The sequence below is a fragment of the Rhizobium arsenicireducens genome, assembly GCF_964021225.1.
In genome coordinates, this window is sequence record NZ_CAXHYK020000001.1 from 1,980,676 (window position 1) to 1,995,962 (window position 15,287).

At 61.8% G+C, this 15,287-nt stretch carries 16 protein-coding genes; 10 read left to right on the forward strand and 6 right to left on the reverse strand.

Features of this window, described 5'->3' with window-relative positions:
- Positions 1-72: 72 nt before the first annotated feature.
- Entirely contained in the window at positions 73-1,008 is a 936-nt protein-coding gene (locus ACWPVA_RS09795; RefSeq protein WP_454287500.1) for a lysylphosphatidylglycerol synthase domain-containing protein, read from the reverse strand.
- 83 nt (positions 1,009-1,091) lie between these two features.
- Between ACWPVA_RS09795 and ACWPVA_RS09800 the strand changes: the two genes are divergently transcribed.
- Positions 1,092-1,751, forward strand: coding sequence for a ribonuclease T2 family protein (locus ACWPVA_RS09800; RefSeq protein ID WP_454287501.1), 660 nt, complete (start codon positions 1,092-1,094; stop codon positions 1,749-1,751).
- A gap of 46 nt (positions 1,752-1,797) precedes the next feature.
- Positions 1,798-2,394, forward strand: a complete 597-nt coding sequence (locus tag ACWPVA_RS09805) for a glutathione S-transferase (protein WP_454287502.1) — start codon at positions 1,798-1,800, stop codon at positions 2,392-2,394.
- A gap of 76 nt (positions 2,395-2,470) precedes the next feature.
- On the opposite strand, the gene ACWPVA_RS09810 is transcribed toward ACWPVA_RS09805, so the two are convergent.
- A complete protein-coding gene (locus ACWPVA_RS09810) occupies positions 2,471-3,103 on the reverse strand; it encodes an outer membrane protein (RefSeq protein WP_454289563.1) in 633 nt (210 codons plus the stop codon).
- A gap of 388 nt (positions 3,104-3,491) precedes the next feature.
- Between ACWPVA_RS09810 and ACWPVA_RS09815 the strand changes: the two genes are divergently transcribed.
- The 5 genes from ACWPVA_RS09815 (at position 3,492) to ACWPVA_RS09835 (ending at position 7,737) form a co-directional block, all read left to right on the forward strand.
- On the forward strand, positions 3,492-4,259 hold the full coding sequence (locus ACWPVA_RS09815; RefSeq protein WP_454287503.1) for an SDR family oxidoreductase: 768 nt from the start codon (positions 3,492-3,494) through the stop codon (positions 4,257-4,259).
- Entirely contained in the window at positions 4,256-6,280 is a 2,025-nt protein-coding gene (gene uvrC / locus ACWPVA_RS09820; protein WP_454287504.1) for an excinuclease ABC subunit UvrC, read from the forward strand. The genes ACWPVA_RS09815 and uvrC overlap by 4 nt, the downstream gene beginning before the upstream one ends.
- A 118-nt stretch (positions 6,281-6,398) precedes the next feature.
- Positions 6,399-6,980, forward strand: a complete 582-nt coding sequence (gene pgsA, locus ACWPVA_RS09825) for a CDP-diacylglycerol--glycerol-3-phosphate 3-phosphatidyltransferase (protein WP_454287505.1) — start codon at positions 6,399-6,401, stop codon at positions 6,978-6,980.
- 1 nt (position 6,981) lies between these two features.
- A complete protein-coding gene (gene moaD, locus ACWPVA_RS09830; protein WP_454287506.1) occupies positions 6,982-7,236 on the forward strand; it encodes a molybdopterin converting factor subunit 1 in 255 nt (84 codons plus the stop codon).
- A 42-nt stretch (positions 7,237-7,278) separates the two neighbouring features.
- Positions 7,279-7,737: a molybdenum cofactor biosynthesis protein MoaE gene (locus ACWPVA_RS09835; RefSeq protein WP_454287507.1), complete on the forward strand. Its 459-nt coding sequence runs from the start codon at positions 7,279-7,281 to the stop codon at positions 7,735-7,737.
- A gap of 135 nt (positions 7,738-7,872) precedes the next feature.
- Here ACWPVA_RS09835 and ndk read toward each other — a convergent pair whose 3' ends face one another.
- Positions 7,873-8,295 (reverse strand): nucleoside-diphosphate kinase, encoded by a 423-nt coding sequence (ndk, locus tag ACWPVA_RS09840; protein WP_454287508.1) that lies wholly within the window; start codon positions 8,293-8,295, stop codon positions 7,873-7,875.
- Positions 8,296-8,427: 132 nt separating this feature from the next.
- Positions 8,428-9,111, reverse strand: coding sequence for a glutathione S-transferase family protein (locus tag ACWPVA_RS09845; protein ID WP_454287509.1), 684 nt, complete (start codon positions 9,109-9,111; stop codon positions 8,428-8,430).
- A gap of 164 nt (positions 9,112-9,275) precedes the next feature.
- Between ACWPVA_RS09845 and ACWPVA_RS09850 the strand changes: the two genes are divergently transcribed.
- Positions 9,276-9,785, forward strand: coding sequence for a DinB family protein (locus ACWPVA_RS09850; protein WP_454287510.1), 510 nt, complete (start codon positions 9,276-9,278; stop codon positions 9,783-9,785).
- Positions 9,786-9,866: 81 nt separating this feature from the next.
- Here the strand turns inward: ACWPVA_RS09850 and ACWPVA_RS09855 are convergent, their stop codons facing one another.
- The gene (locus tag ACWPVA_RS09855) at positions 9,867-11,462 is read right to left on the reverse strand and encodes a methyl-accepting chemotaxis protein (protein WP_454287511.1); all 1,596 of its coding nucleotides are present in this window, start codon (positions 11,460-11,462) and stop codon (positions 9,867-9,869) included.
- Between the two features lies 1 nt (position 11,463).
- Positions 11,464-11,763 carry a hypothetical protein gene (locus ACWPVA_RS09860; protein ID WP_454287512.1) on the reverse strand — a complete coding sequence of 100 codons (300 nt, stop codon included), beginning with the start codon at positions 11,761-11,763 and terminating at the stop codon, positions 11,464-11,466.
- Positions 11,764-11,829: 66 nt separating this feature from the next.
- On the opposite strand from ACWPVA_RS09860, the gene ACWPVA_RS09865 reads away from it, so the two are divergent.
- Positions 11,830-13,203, forward strand: a complete 1,374-nt coding sequence (locus ACWPVA_RS09865) for a GGDEF domain-containing protein (protein ID WP_454287513.1) — start codon at positions 11,830-11,832, stop codon at positions 13,201-13,203.
- A 131-nt stretch (positions 13,204-13,334) separates the two neighbouring features.
- On the forward strand, positions 13,335-15,224 hold the full coding sequence (gene abc-f, locus ACWPVA_RS09870) for a ribosomal protection-like ABC-F family protein (RefSeq protein ID WP_454287514.1): 1,890 nt from the start codon (positions 13,335-13,337) through the stop codon (positions 15,222-15,224).
- The last annotated feature ends 63 nt before the right edge of the window (positions 15,225-15,287 follow it).

Genomic DNA, 15,287 nt, shown 5'->3' on the forward strand with positions numbered 1-15,287 from the left:
GTTCGGGGCAAAGACATGCGAAAAACAAGAAACCAAAGCGTTCGGAGATGATCTGAACGATCGCGCCACCCCCTAGGGCTTCGCGCCGGCGCGAAACTGCGTGCGTTCGAAGATCGGAATGACCAGAAGCGCCATTGCCAGCGGGATCAGAAGATAGAATAGCCGGAACACAAGCAGCGCGGCGATCACATCGGCCTGCGCCAAGTCCGGCAGGCCCATGACGAAGACGAGCTCGAGCACACCGAGGCCGCCGGGGGCGTGCGAGATCAGGGCAGCCGAGAACGACACCAGAAAAATGCCCAGCACGACGACAAAGCCGGGATTACCGGCCTCCGGCAAGGCGAAATAGATGATGCCGGCGGCACCGATCAGTTCCATCGGACCGATTATCAATTGGGACAGCACCACACGCGGTGCCGGATAGCTCATCTGGAACGAGCCGATGCGCAAGGGGCGGAGCCTCAGCAGGCTGGCGAGCGCATAGAAACCGATCAGCGTGAGAATGAGATAACCGGTCGCCGACGAGGCGCCCATCGGCAAGAGGTCGCCGAAGCGTTCGGTGATGTCTGGCTCCCAAACCAGTACGAGACCGGCGAGAAGCAATGTGCCGAGGAAAAACGTGAACGAGCAGAGCGCAATCAGGCCGCCGATCTCGCGCGCGGTCAGCCCCTTGGACGAATAGGCGCGATAACGCACCATGCCACCGGAAATGACCGAGGCTCCGACGTTGTGCGAGAGGGCATAGGCCGTGAAGGAACAGACCGTTATGAACAGCCAGCTTACCTTGCGGCCGAGATGCATCAAAGCGATGCGGTCATAGCCTGCAAGCGCAGCGTAAGCGACGAGCGAGCAAAGGCCGGCCATGATCCAGCCATGCGTGGGTATCTGAACGAGGCTGTCGTGTAGATCGTCGAGCGACAATCCTCGCAGTTCTTTGTAGAGAAGCCAACCGGAAACCGCTATCGTCGCGGCACCGATCACCGGCCAGAAAAATTTCTTCAGGGTCATTCAGTCTTGCCGATCTTCTCTCCTCGAAGCAGAACACGCTGCCATCTGTCCGGCGAAGACCCCAGTTTGGAGTCGAAGGGTTAATGCTTCAACCTCTTCGCGCGACATTGCTACTATTGTTGAGTGCTGTGGCATGGTTCGCACCCCTGCAGGCCCATGCACAGACAAAGGGGCGAGATTTTGATTTCTACGTCCTTTCGCTCTCCTGGTCCCCGACGTTTTGCGCATCGAAGGCGGGCGCGGGCAATCGCGACCAGTGCGCCACCTCGCGCCGCCACGGCCTGATCGTGCACGGCCTGTGGCCACAGCACGAACGCGGCTATCCCGCATTCTGCCGCACCGGCCCGCCGCAACGGGTTCCGCCAGGTCTCGCACGCAGCTATTTCGACATCATGCCTTCCATCGGCCTTATCGGTCATCAATGGCGCAAGCACGGCTCCTGTTCCGGCCTCAGTCAGCAGGAGTATTTCTCCACGACGCGCGCCGCGTTCCAACGCCTACGAATACCCTTCGTACTGAAGGGTGCAGCGCAGGAGACAAGGCTCTCGCCCGTCGAACTGGAACGGCAAATCATCCGAGCCAACCCGAGCCTCGAACCGCAAGCAATCGCCGTGATATGCGAGGCGGGCAAACTCGACGAGGTGCGGATCTGCCTGACGAAGGACCTTCGCTTTAGAACCTGCCCCGAAGTCGACCGAAGCGGTTGCAGGCAGGCTTTGATTACCGTTCCGCCCGTCTATTAGACGGGCGGTCGAGGCACTTTCCATAAGACCCATGAGGACCAAGCCGATGAAATTGTTCTGTTCGCCACCCTCGCCCTACACCTCCAAAGTTCGCATGGCAGCCTGCCATCTCGGCATCGAGCTTGAGGAAATCGTCGTCAACACCGCCGATAACCCGCCCGAACTGATCAGCGCCAATCCGCTCGGCAAGATCCCGACCCTGATTACCGACGACGGTCAGGCCGTCTTCGACAGCCGGGCGATCATGCAGCTTTTGCATCGAACAGCGAAGAAGCGGCTCTATCCGAAGAAGCACGCCAAGCGCACCGAGGCGGAAGTGCTGGAGGCGCTCTGCGACGGTATTGGCGATTGCCTGCTAGCGATCGTCTATGAAAAGCGGCTGCGGCCGCCGGAACTCCAGAGCCAGGATGCGATCGATCGCCAATGGGCCAAGGTCGAACGAGGTCTAGATTACCTGGACGGACATATGCCGAAGCTCGGAAAGACCCTGCATGGCGGTCACTTCGCACTGGCCGCGGTTCTCGGCTATCTGATGCTGCGCTTTCCCGGAGAATGGGAGAACGGCCGCACGCGGCTTGCGGCCTGGCCAGGCACGTTTTCCGAGCGCTTCAAGGGATATGCCGAGCTTCGGCCGCAAGCGTGAGTAAACCCGGCGTTCATCCAAGCCACAAAAAAGCCGGGCGCGAGCCCGGCTTCTTTTTGTCTACAACGCGTTCGGATCAGAACTTCACGCCGATACCAACCTTGACCGAGTGGTCGTCGAAACCGCGCGATACGTTTGCGCCGTCGATGTTGAAGTCACGCGAAGCGTAGTCCGTGTAGCGGTATTCGACGCGAGCGATGATGTTGTCCGTGACAAGGGCTTCGACGCCCGCACCGACGGTGTAGCCGACGGCGTACTTATCGTCTTCGTCCGTCGCGCTCTCGATCTTGTGGTTGGCGGCGGCAATACCACCGGTACCATAGATCAGGAACGGGTTCATGTCGTAACCGACGCGGGCACGCAGCGATCCGTTGACGCCCTGCTTGCCGGTGAGCGCACCGCCGACCGAAGTACCGGCCGAACCTTCTTCGCCATTGTAGCCGATGTCGGCTTCAGCACCGTAGACGATCTGACCACTCTGCATGTTGTAACCACCATAGAGCGCACCGCCAACGCCGTCGGCGTCGCGGTCGTCGCTACCGTCGAAACGGCCCCAGTCATAGGTAACCGCGCCACCGACATAGGCGCCAGTCCAGCCACCCACCGGAGCGACATAGCTTTCAGTCACAGCCGGAGCCTGCGGAATCTGGTCGATGGCGTCAGCAGCCCTGGCTGCCTGAAAAGCCGTCAGACTCGTGGCGGAAGCCAGAAAATCATAGTGAGGGTACGCATACTTTGTCTCCTTTCAGTTCCGAGCCGTGCCCAATGAAAATGAGGGCCGACTTGAACGATAGATGTAAATCCCTGCCCGTTCCAAACTGAAGATGGGCGTCAATTGAGGATTTGAAAGAGCCGAAATATGAATTCTTTGTGGCGCACAGGTGACGGAATTTGGATGTTGCTTAATGGCAACAAAGCTTTCATTAACCATACCGAAGCGTTAACAGTGATTTACTCACAAAATATGGCACTCAACTGAAACTATATATAACTATACATCTGAGCACGCAAAGAAGAGAATTGTCGCGTCCCTATGCAAAACACGCCGCGCAGTCCTATATGGCAAGCACAACCAGAGAAAACCAAGTCAGATCGCTATGAAAGACAACATTCCAAAGACAGCCCTCATCACTGGATCGGCAAAGAGACTTGGGCGCGCCATAGCGCTGGATCTGGCGCGTCACGGGTTTGCGATTGCTGTACACGCGAACCGTTCCAGCGACGAGGCGGAAGCGGTTGTCCGCGAGATTCGCGGCTTTGGCGGTCGCGCCTTCGCATTTCAGGCTGACCTCCGTGACAAGGCCGCGACCGTCGCACTGATACCCAGGGCGACTGAAGCGCTCGGCCCGATCGGGCTTCTCGTCAACAATGCCTCCGTCTTCGTCGACGACAGTGCCGAGGCCTTCGATGCCGAAGTCTTTGACCAGCATTTCGACCTGCATGTGCGCGCGCCGGCTATCCTGGCATCCGCCCTGCTTCAGCACCTTCCGCCCGAGCGGAGCGGGATGATCGTCAACATCATCGACCAGCGGGTGCTGGCACCCACGCCGCGCTTCTTTTCCTATGGCCTGTCAAAGGCGACGCTGCTCGCCGCAACGCATACGATGGCACAGGCCTTCGCGCCGCAGGTTCGCGTCAATGGCATCGGTCCTGGGCCGACATTAAAGAGCGTTCGGCAGACGGAGGAGGATTTCCAGGCACAGATTGACGCCCTGCCCCTTCGACGCGGACCGGAACTTGAGGAATTCGGCCGGACGATCCGCTTTCTTTTTGACACGCCGTCGATCACCGGCCAAATGATTGCGCTCGATGGCGGACAGCATCTCGCCTGGCGCGTGGCCGGTGCAACGGAGATCAATGAATGACCGGAGGAAAGCTGCCGGACGGCGGCGTTCTCTATGACGGGACGGAAGAGGACGACGATATCGTCGTCGAGAGCGATGCGCCGCGCGCGGTGCTGAGCGTCGACTGGAGCGTCACCAACGTCAACGAAACGGGTCTCGTCGGCGCCGAACTGATCGGCGAATTCGTCAAGCAGTTGCCCAACAGCCCCGGCGTCTACCGCATGCTCAATGCCGAGGGTGACGTGCTTTACGTCGGCAAGGCGCGCAGCCTTAAGAAGCGCGTCGGCAACTATGCCCAGGGGCGGCTTCACTCCAACCGTCTGACGCGCATGGTGCGCGAGACCGCCAATATGGAATTCGTCACGACCCGGACCGAGGTCGAGGCCCTGCTGCTCGAAGCCAATCTCATCAAGCGTTTGCGGCCGCGCTTCAACGTGCTGCTGCGCGACGACAAGAGCTTTCCCTACATCCTCCTCACCGGTGACAGCCGAGCGCCGGCAATCTACAAGCATCGCGGCGCGCGCGGCCGCAAGGGCGACTATTTCGGCCCCTTCGCCTCGGCAAGCGCGGTTGGCCGGACGATCAATTCCCTGCAACGCGCCTTTCTGCTTCGGACCTGCACCGACAGCGTTTTCGAGAGCCGGACCCGTCCCTGCCTGCTCTACCAGATCAAGCGCTGCTCGGCGCCATGCACGCATGATATCTCAGATGCCGATTATGCTGTGCTGGTGCGCGAGGCGAAGGATTTCCTCTCTGGCAAGAGCCAGAACGTCAAGGCGTCTATCGCCGCTGCGATGAACGAGGCGGCCGAGAACCTTGATTTCGAGCGGGCCGCCGTGTTTCGCGACCGCCTGGCCGGCCTCAGCCACGTGCAGAGCCACCAGGGCATCAATCCGGCCAATGTCGAGGAGGCGGACGTGTTCGCCATTCATCACGAGGGCGGACTTACCTGCATCCAGGTGTTCTTCTTCCGCGCTGGCCAGAACTGGGGCAACCAGGCCTATTTCCCCAAGGCCGATCCGCAGATGAGCAGCGCCGAGGTGCTCAACGCCTTCCTTGCGCAGTTCTATGACGACAAGCCCTGCCCGCGGCAGATCCTGCTGTCCGAGGTGATCGAGGAACAGGACCTGCTCGCCACGGCGCTCACCGAGCGGGCCGGCTACAAGGTGCATATCCTCGTGCCACAGCGCGGCGACAAAAAGGATGTCGTCGACCACGTCACGGCCAATGCGCGCGAAGCCCATGGCCGCAAGCTCGCCGAGACGGCATCGCAAGGGCGCCTGCTGCACGGCTTCGCCGAAACCTTCGGCCTGCCGTACGCGCCCCGCCGGATCGAGATCTACGACAATTCGCACATCATGGGCACCAATGCCGTTGGGGGCATGGTGGTCGCCGGGCCGGAAGGCTTCGTCAAGGGCCAGTACCGCAAGTTCAACATCAAGTCGGAGGACATCACGCCGGGCGATGACTTCGGCATGATGCGCGAGGTGATGACCCGCCGCTTCTCGCGTCTTCTCAAGGAAGAGGGAAAGCCCGATCGCAGCGTTGCGCCGGACGACTCGGCCGATGCCGCCTTCCCCGCCTGGCCCGACGTGATCCTGATCGACGGCGGCCAGGGCCAGATGACGGCGGTGCGCGCCATTCTCGATGAACTGGGTATTGCCGATTGTGTGACCGCGATCGGGGTCGCCAAGGGCGTCGACCGCGATGCCGGGCGGGAGCGGTTCTTCGCGCTCGGCCGTCCGGACTTCACCCTGCCGCCACGCGATCCGGTACTCTATTTCATCCAGCGCCTGCGCGACGAGGCGCACCGCTTCGCCATCGGATCGCACCGCGCACGGCGCAAGAAGGAAATGGTGAAGAATCCTCTGGACGAGATCGCCGGCATCGGCCCGACGCGCAAGCGGGCGCTGCTGCAGCACTTTGGTACGGCCAAGGCCGTTTCCCGCGCCGCCGTCACCGACCTGACCGCTGTCGAGGGGATTTCCGAGGCGGTCGCCAGGCTGATTTACAACCATTTCCACGAAAAAGCCGCGGATTGACGCCACCAGACGCGCGTTGGAGGCTCACGAGCTTAAAAACAATTCAGAAATCTTGTGTTGACGGTCGCGTCGGGAAACCGTCATCTACACACCAAACATATCCGACAGACAGGGCATCATGGCTTCGCGCGCTTACAATATCCCCAATCTCCTGACCTACGCCCGCATACTGGCCGTGCCGCTGATCGTCCTGTGCTTCTTCATCGAGGGCCGGCTTGAAAGCTCCGACTTCGCCCGCTGGACCGGCCTCGGCATCTTCATCGTCGCCTCGATCACGGACTATCTCGACGGTTATCTCGCCCGCATCTGGAACCAGACTTCCAATATCGGCAGGATGCTCGATCCGATCGCCGACAAGCTGCTCGTCGCCTCGGTGCTGTTGCTGATGGCGGCCGACGGGACGATCGCCGGCTGGTCGCTCTGGGCGGCCATTACGATTCTGTGCCGCGAGATTCTCGTTTCCGGCCTGCGCGAATACCTTGCCGCATTGAAGGTCAGCGTGCCGGTGACGCAGATCGCCAAGTGGAAGACCACGGCGCAGATGTTCGCTCTGGCCTTCCTGCTGGCCGGCCCTGCCGGCGACAAGGTCCTGCCCTACACGACGGAAATGGGCATTACCCTCTTGTGGATCGCTGCCGTGCTGACATTCTATACGGGCTACGACTATTTCCGTGCCGGCGTGAAGCACATGGTGGATTGATATGGTCAAGCTCGTCTATTTCGCCTGGGTCAGGGAACGGATCGGCAAGGGCGAGGAGGAAATCGAACTCCCCGGCCACGTGAAGACCGCTGGCGACCTCATCGCCCATTTGGCGACGCTCGGCGAGGAATACGAAAACGCCCTGCAGTTTCCCAAGGCCATCCGGGTTGCGATCAACCAGGAGCATGTCGAGCACGACGAACCAATCGCTGGCGCCCGCGAGATCGGGCTCTTTCCGCCGATGACGGGTGGGTGACATGGGCGCGCTGCATGGACGTGCAAGCGGGAGAGCGATGAGATGACCGTCCCAACCATCCGCGTCCAGAGTGAGGACTTCGACCTTTGTTCCGAGAGCCAGGTACTCACCCAAGGTCGGGCCGACATCGGCGCCGTCGTTTCCTTCGTCGGCCTCTGCCGCGATGAAGCCGGCACGCTTTTGGCGCTTGAACTCGAACACTATCCCGGCATGGCCGAGGCCGAGATCCGACGCATCGGTGAAATGGCGATCGCCCGCTTCGACCTGATCGGCCTGACCGCGATCCACCGCTTCGGCCGCATTGCACCGGGCGAACAGATCGTGCTGGTCATTGCCACGGCTCCCCACCGCCAGGCAGCCTTCGACGGCGCCAGTTTCATGATGGACTTTCTCAAGACCTCCGCACCCTTCTGGAAGAAGGAGTATCTGAAGGACGGCACGATCGGCGATTGGGTGTCGGCCAAGGATGCCGACGACCGCGCCCGCGACAAGTGGCGCTGATCAGCGAATAATGCGCTCGCGGCGACCGATGACCACGGCGACGCCCCAGCAGTGAAAAACCGGGATCTTTCGACCCCGGTTCCTTTGGCATTCTCAACTGGGCAGAGCCATGCGAGGCCCCGCGTAAAGCCTGGCTCAGCCTACGATTTCGGTGTCAGAGAACCAGTACTTGATTTCCTGCGCAGCGGTCTCCGGGGCGTCCGAGCCGTGGACCGAATTTTCGCCGATCGACAGGGCATGTGTCTTGCGGATGGTGCCTTCGTCGGCGTTGGCCGGGTTGGTGGCGCCCATGATCTCGCGATTCTTCAGGATGGCGTTTTCGCCTTCGAGAACCTGAACGACGGTCGGGCCAGAAGTCATGCCTTCAACCAGTTCGCCGAAGAACGGGCGTTCCTTGTGAACGGCGTAGAAGCCCTCGGCGTCGCGCTTGCTCATCCAGACGCGCTTGGAAGCAACGACACGCAGGCCGGCGTCTTCGAGCATCTTGGTGATGGCGCCCGTCAGGTTGCGCTTCGTTGCGTCCGGCTTGATCATCGAAAAGGTGCGTTCAATCGCCATCGGTCTAGTCCTTTTGTCTTAAGGGGAAAGTGGGCGGTTTCTAGCCGTCTCAGGCCCTGAAAACAAGGGGCTTGCATGAATTTCACGCGGGCGTCACACACGACGCTGGTGCGCCGCGCGCCGGCTCTGCTTTCAGGCAACCGCCCTCGCCTCGCCGTGATGGAGATCGAGGCAGCGCTCGAACCAATGACGCGCGGGATCGTCTTCCGCGAGGTGGACCGATCCGGTGGTGATCCGCAGCCATTGCAGCGCGCCGAACGGAATGTAGTCGCAGAATAGCGGCCTCTCGCCACCGATGAAGGGTTGGAACTTCAGTATATGCCGAAGCGGCTCGAGCTTTGCCGGGAAAGCGGCAATTTCGGCGGCGCGATCCGGCGCCACCTCCTCCAGCGGCTTGCCAAAGCGGTCCTCGCGGTTGGAGCGAAAATAGGCCTGGTCGACGGGCGCCAGCATGTCGTGGATGTCGAGCAGTGCGATGCGGGTGATGGCGGTGTGCAGAACCAGCTGGGAATAGCCTTCGACGAAACGCGCCATGGCCTTGCCGCCGTCTCCGCGAAACAGCGACGGTCGCTCCGGATAGGCCTCCTCCAGATAGAGGGCTATCGCAAAGCTGTCGGCCACCAGCCGCTCGCCGTCGCGCAACAGCGGGACGATTCGGGTGGCGCCGTTCTCCACCTTGGCGATTTCGGTGAACGGTAGCGGCGCCTCTACAAAATCGAGGCCTTTGTGGCGGAGCGACATCACCGTCTTCCAGCAATGCGGCGAGAACGGGCGGGCGCTGTCGGCGCCGCAAAGGGTGTAGAGCGTCCTGGACATGCTCATTCCTCGTAGAGGGCCGCGGCCCGCAATGGCAGTTTCGCTGGTGGCATTCGAATGCAGAACCTGCTGACAATCAAATCAGGAAATTTCATCGCTAGCATCACACCAAGTTGTGGCGATCTCCGCTAATATGCGAGACGCCACCTTTGGGGAGACCAGCCATGCTCCAGCATTTTCAAATGTTTGCGGCCTACAACCAGTGGGCCAACCGCAATCTCTATTCGGCGGCCCGGGAACTGACCCCAGACGAGCTGAACGCCGACCGCGGGGCCTTCTTCGGCTCATTGTTCTCTACCCTGACGCACCTCGTGGTCACTGACCGGATCTGGCTCAGACGTTTCACGGGTGCGGGGCCTCAGCATTCCACGCTCGACGAGAAGCCGTTTATGACATTTGCGGAACTCTCCGGGGCGAGGCAGGAAGAAGACCGGCGCATCATCGACTGGTGTGATGGTCTCACGAAGGAACAGATCGGCGGCGACTTCACCTATACGCCGATCACCAATCCCACGCCGATCACCCAAAGGCTCCGGCCCGCGCTCGCCCATCTCTTCAACCACCAGACCCATCATCGCGGACAGGCGCACGCCACCCTGACGGCGCTCGGCAAACCTTCGCTCTCGCTCGACCTTATCTATTTCCTCCGGCAAGAAGGCCAGCAGTGGCTTTAGGCGCCAGAGCTTGCCTCAGACGCAAGAAGCCGGCGGATCGCTCCGCCGGCTTTTCATGCCGAATGACATGGGCAGACCAGATCAGGCTGCCCGTTGCTGACGACCGTAACTTTCCCCCGTCGAGATCTGGAAGCGGACCATGAGTTGTTCGAGTTGCGAGGCTTCGTTGGCCAGCGACTGGATGGCTGCGGAGGATTCCTCCACCATGGCGGCGTTCTGCTGAGTGTTGCGGTCGATATGGCCGATTGCGGCGTCGATTTCGGTCAGGCCGTTCGATTGTTCGCGCGCGCTGCGAACGATCTTTTCGACTTCGAGGCTGATCGCAGTGACTTCGTTCGCGATGGTGTGCAGCGCCTCACCTGTCTGGTCGACAAGGCCGACGCCGTTCTTGACCTCGGCGCCCGAGGCGGTGATCAAGGCCTTGATGTCCTTTGCCGCATTGGCCGAGCGCTGCGCAAGTTCGCGCACTTCCTGGGCGACGACGGCAAAGCCCTTGCCGGCCTCGCCGGCGCGGGCCGCCTCGACCCCGGCATTGAGCGCCAGCAGGTTGGTCTGGAAGGCGATCTCGTCGATCACGTTGATGATTTGCGAAATTTCGCGCGACGATGTCTCGATCTTGCCCATCGCCTGGACCGCATTGGTGACGATCGAGCCGGAGCGCTCGGCGCCGTTGCGGGCATGCTCGACCAGACGGCCGACGTGTTCCGCGACCTTCGCGGTCTGCTGAACGGTCTCTGTGACGTTGCTAAGCGCACTTGCGGTTTCCTCGATCGAGGCGGCCTGGCGTTCGGTGCGCGACGAGAGGTCGTGGTTCGCGTGACTGATCTGGCCGGTCCCATCACGGATGATGCGGACCACCTGGCTCACCTGGCCGATGACCAATTCCAGCCCCTCGACCGAAGTGTTGAACGAGCAGCGCAGCTTGTCGAGTTCGCCCTTGAACTCCTGCGAGATGCGATGCGAAAGATTGCCGGCGGCGAGCTGGCTGAGCGCCTCGTCCAGCTTGCTGACGACGAAGTCGACGGCTTCGGCCTCGCGGGCCTTTTCCTGCTCGCGCTCGGCCCGCAGATGCTCGGCATGCTCGTCGGCCTGGCGGGCCTGCTCGGCCATCGTCGTGGCCTTGCGTTCCGCGCTCGTGGCCGCCTGGACCGCCGCCTCGGATGCGATAAAGGCGCTGACGACCGAATGAGCAAGGGCAATGAGGACGCCGCTCTGGAGCACCAGCACCACCGCATGCAGCACGACGCGAGAGAAGTCGGATTCGCCGGGGAAGATGGCAAACGGCATGACGAAGAACAGGAGCACATGGTGCACGGCGACCAGCGCCGCGTAGCCGACCAGCGCGCGCCAGTCGACCCAGACGGCACAGATCGCCAGCGAAGCGAAGAAATACATATGGATGTCGATCTGCAGCGGCGAACCGGCAAACGCGAAGACCATGACCGCGACTGTCGCCGCATGCGCCATTGAGGTGACGATACGGGTCGTCGGACCGGTGCGGTCCTTCATCCAAAGGAGCGTCGCCGAGCCGACGATCAGCAAGGTGGCGACGATGGAAAAGAGATCGAAGCCGTCGGCGCGCATGATATTGCGCAACACGATCAGCGCGAAATTCAGCCACAGAAGCGCGACGATCCCCGTCGAGGCCTTGTGCCGCAAAGCGTTCAGAGCATTCATGTCAATTCCCTTCAAGGCAGCCGACTGCCAGATCATGGTTCAGCACAAGGAGCGCGCCGGCACGCATCAGACGGCCGGCAAAGTCATTCGCATCGGAATAGGCAACCGACACCCAGGCATAACGCCCAGACCAGACGAGGCGGCCGCCCGCGTCTCCGATTACCTGCATATTGCCGCTCGCGTCGCCGCCCGGGTCCGTGACGACCAGAACGAAAGGCCCTGCCGGACGCGCCCAGACCGCCACGATTAGCAGCAGAAAGAACGCGAAATTCGCCAGGACGATCGACCTGTGCAATGCCATCAGTCGTTGCTCCTTGTTTCCTTCCGCGCACCGCTCCTCTTTCGGTGGCTTTGCCGTGCGAGACCTGTGGAAAACACTGCCGCCAGACTTCGCACTGCAAAATTAGGGTACCGCGCGGTAACTAAGATTTCATTAAATGGCCTTTGCCGCACCTCAGCTGCCGGATCAGTGAGCGCTGCGGGTCCGGTTGCACACGAAGCAGGCACTAAGGCAAAAATTAACCCAATGAAGAATGTTGGCGGCCAGGACCTCACCTCCTGCCGCCAATTTAACGGAATCCAGAAGACTGGAACCTACGCTCCCCCCGCAACACCGGAACAGCCGCCTATCAGGGGACAAGACATGCAGCCTCACGCCAGCATCCCGCATCAGAAATCTCATCCCAATCAGGCCGGCGTGAAGCCTGGACCCGGAACGGATCACCTGCAGAAGGTTGCGGGCTTCATGACAATACATGGCATAGCCGGGCTGCCCCGCAACTATCACCTCGTCCACGAGGCGCTCCACGGTCACAATGCCGGGCTCGCCCGCGACCTCGCCGCTCTCGCTCAGCGTCCCACGCAGCACGCCCTCGACCAGCTAGGACTGAAACACCGTCTTGCCAGTCATTGCTGGCTTGCCGAGGAGAGGCTGCAATCCGAAAGTGCCGCGCTGCTCCACAACCTGGGCGACCATCTTGGCCTGGGCATTCTGCACAAGCAGACTTTCGCCCGCGCCCTTGAAACCATCACCCGGTCGATCCGCGAAGACGAGACACGGGAAATCGGCGAGCTGATCGCCGAGCTCGATTTCCTGGCGGCAGCGGCGGCAGACCTGCTGCAGGCCGAGACGGAACTTGCCGTGAAGCTGAAGAAGGGCCTGCAGCAGATAGAGGCGGCGGACCGCGCAGCCGAAGCCGCGAAAGTCATGAAGGCGAAAGATGGCCTGACCGGCTTGCCTAATCGGCTGGCTTTCATGAACCGACTCGGCGAGCTGTTTGCGGAAGATGTGCCTGCACCCGCGACGGCGCTGGTCCTCATCGACGTCGACAACTTCCGCTCGATCAACCTGCAATTCGGCGAGGAGGCCGGCAACCGCCTGCTGAAGCGCATGGCCGCCATCTTCCGCAAGACGATCAAGAAGAACGATTTCGTCGCCCGCATCGACGGGGACGACTTCGCTTTCCTATTCAGCGACGTTTCGGGCGAGGAAGCTTATGCGATCGCCGAACGCCTGCATGGCGCCGTCGAAAACAATCTGGTCTTCGCCACCGAGCACGGTTCCCAGCACGGTGGGCTCGGCCTGTCGATCGGCATCGCGCTCAGCCACGACGCCGATGCGCCGATGGAACTCCTGGCCCAAGCGCAAGCCTCGCTCGGTGTAGCCCGCGCCAATCCGCGCCAGCCGATTGCCGTCTTTGTGCCCGAACGCGGCCGAGCCGGAGGCCGCCACGTCGCCTGAGGGCAAAAACCGCAAGCGGAGCGGCGCGCCTGTTGCCCGGATGCCACCCTCGACACGCCTCCATCGGCCACGGCCTACGCCAATCCGCCCGCAGCTTGCCTTTGTGCCGCACATCGGCCAAAAGCGCGGGCATGATTACCATCAACGACATATCGGCCCGCATCGCCGGCCGCCTTCTGATCGACCATGCCAGCGTTTCGCTGCCGAGCGGCACCAAGGCGGGTCTCGTCGGCCGCAATGGCGCCGGCAAGTCGACGCTGTTCAAGATCATCACCGGCGACCTCTCGCCCGAGAGCGGTTCGGTGTCGATCCCGAAGAATGCGCGCATCGGCCAGGTGGCGCAGGAAGCGCCCGGAACCGAGGAGTCGCTGATCGAGATCGTGCTGGCCGCCGACAAGGAACGCGCGGCCCTGATGCTCGAGTCTGAAACGGCGACGGATCCGCACCGCATCGCCGATATCCAGGTGCGGCTGTCCGACATCGACGCCCATTCGGCCGAGGCGCGCGCCGCGACCATCCTTGCCGGTCTCGGCTTCGATGCCGAAGCGCAGCTGCGTCCTGCCTCGTCGTTTTCCGGCGGCTGGCGCATGCGCGTGGCGCTGGCGGCCGTGCTGTTTTCCGAACCCGACCTGCTGCTGCTCGACGAACCGACCAACTATCTCGACCTCGAAGGCACGCTGTGGCTGGAGGACTATGTGCGGCGCTATCCGCACACCGTGATCGTCATCAGCCATGACCGCGACCTCCTGAACACTGCCGTCAACTCGATCATCCATCTCGACCAGAAGAAGCTGACCTTCTATCGCGGCGGCTATGACCAGTTCGAGCGGCAGAAGGCGGAAGCCGACGAGCTGCAAACCAAGGCCAAGGTGAAGAACGAGGCGGCGCGCAAGCACCTGCAGAGCTTCATCGACCGGTTCAAGGCCAAGGCCTCGAAGGCCAAGCAGGCGCAGAGCCGCGTCAAGGCGCTGGAGCGGATGGGCACGGTCGCCTCGGTGATCGAGGACCATGTGCAGCCGATCACCTTCCCGGAGCCGGAAAAACAGCCCGCCTCGCCGATCATCGCGATTTCCGGTGGTGCGGTCGGCTACGAGCCCGGCAAGCCGATCCTGAAAAACATCAACCTGCGTATCGACGCCGACGACCGCATCGCGCTGCTCGGCTCCAACGGCAACGGCAAGTCGACCTTCGCCAAGTTCATCTCCGGCAGGCTCAAGGCCGAAAGCGGCGAGATCAAGCTGGCACCGAGCCTGAAGATCGGCTTCTTCGCCCAGCACCAGCTCGAAGACCTCGTTCCGAACGACACGCCAGTCGAACATGTGCGCCGGCTGATGCCGGGCGCGCCGGAAGCCAAGGTACGCGCCCGCGTCGCGCAGATGGGCCTTGCCACCGAAAAGATGGCAACCGCAGCGAAAGACCTGTCGGGTGGCGAAAAGGCCCGCCTGCTGATGGGCCTTGCCGCCTTCCATGCGCCGAACCTTCTGATCCTCGACGAACCGACCAACCATCTCGACATCGACAGCCGCCGCGCGCTGATCGCGGCGCTGAACGACTACGACGGCGCGGTCATCCTGATCTCCCATGATCGCCACCTGATCGAGGCGACCGTCGACCGGCTGTGGCTGGTCAACAACGGCACCGTTTCCCCCTTCGAGGGAGACATGGAGGAATATCGCAGCCTAATCGTCTCTTCGGGTAAAAAAAAAGACGAAAAGGACAAGCCTGACCCCGTAGCCGACCAGGCGAGCAAGGCCGACCAGCGCAAGGTGGCCGCCGAGCGGCGAGCCTCGCTCGGCCCGCTGCGCAAGAAGATCAACGATATCGAGGCCGAGACCAAGAAGCTGGAAAAGCTGATTGCCGCTCTGGATGCGGAACTCGGCGACCCCGCACTCTACGAAAAGAGCCCGGCCAAGGCCGCCGACAAGGTCAAACAACGCGGCGAGGCCGCCGCAAAGCTCGCGGCAGCGGAAGAGCAGTGGCTCGAACTGTCGGCCGAGTATGAAGAGGCGATGGCGGGGTAGAGCAAGCAGCCGATTTACAGCTTTATCTCGCCGACACGCATCGGCACTATCAGATCCTCATGA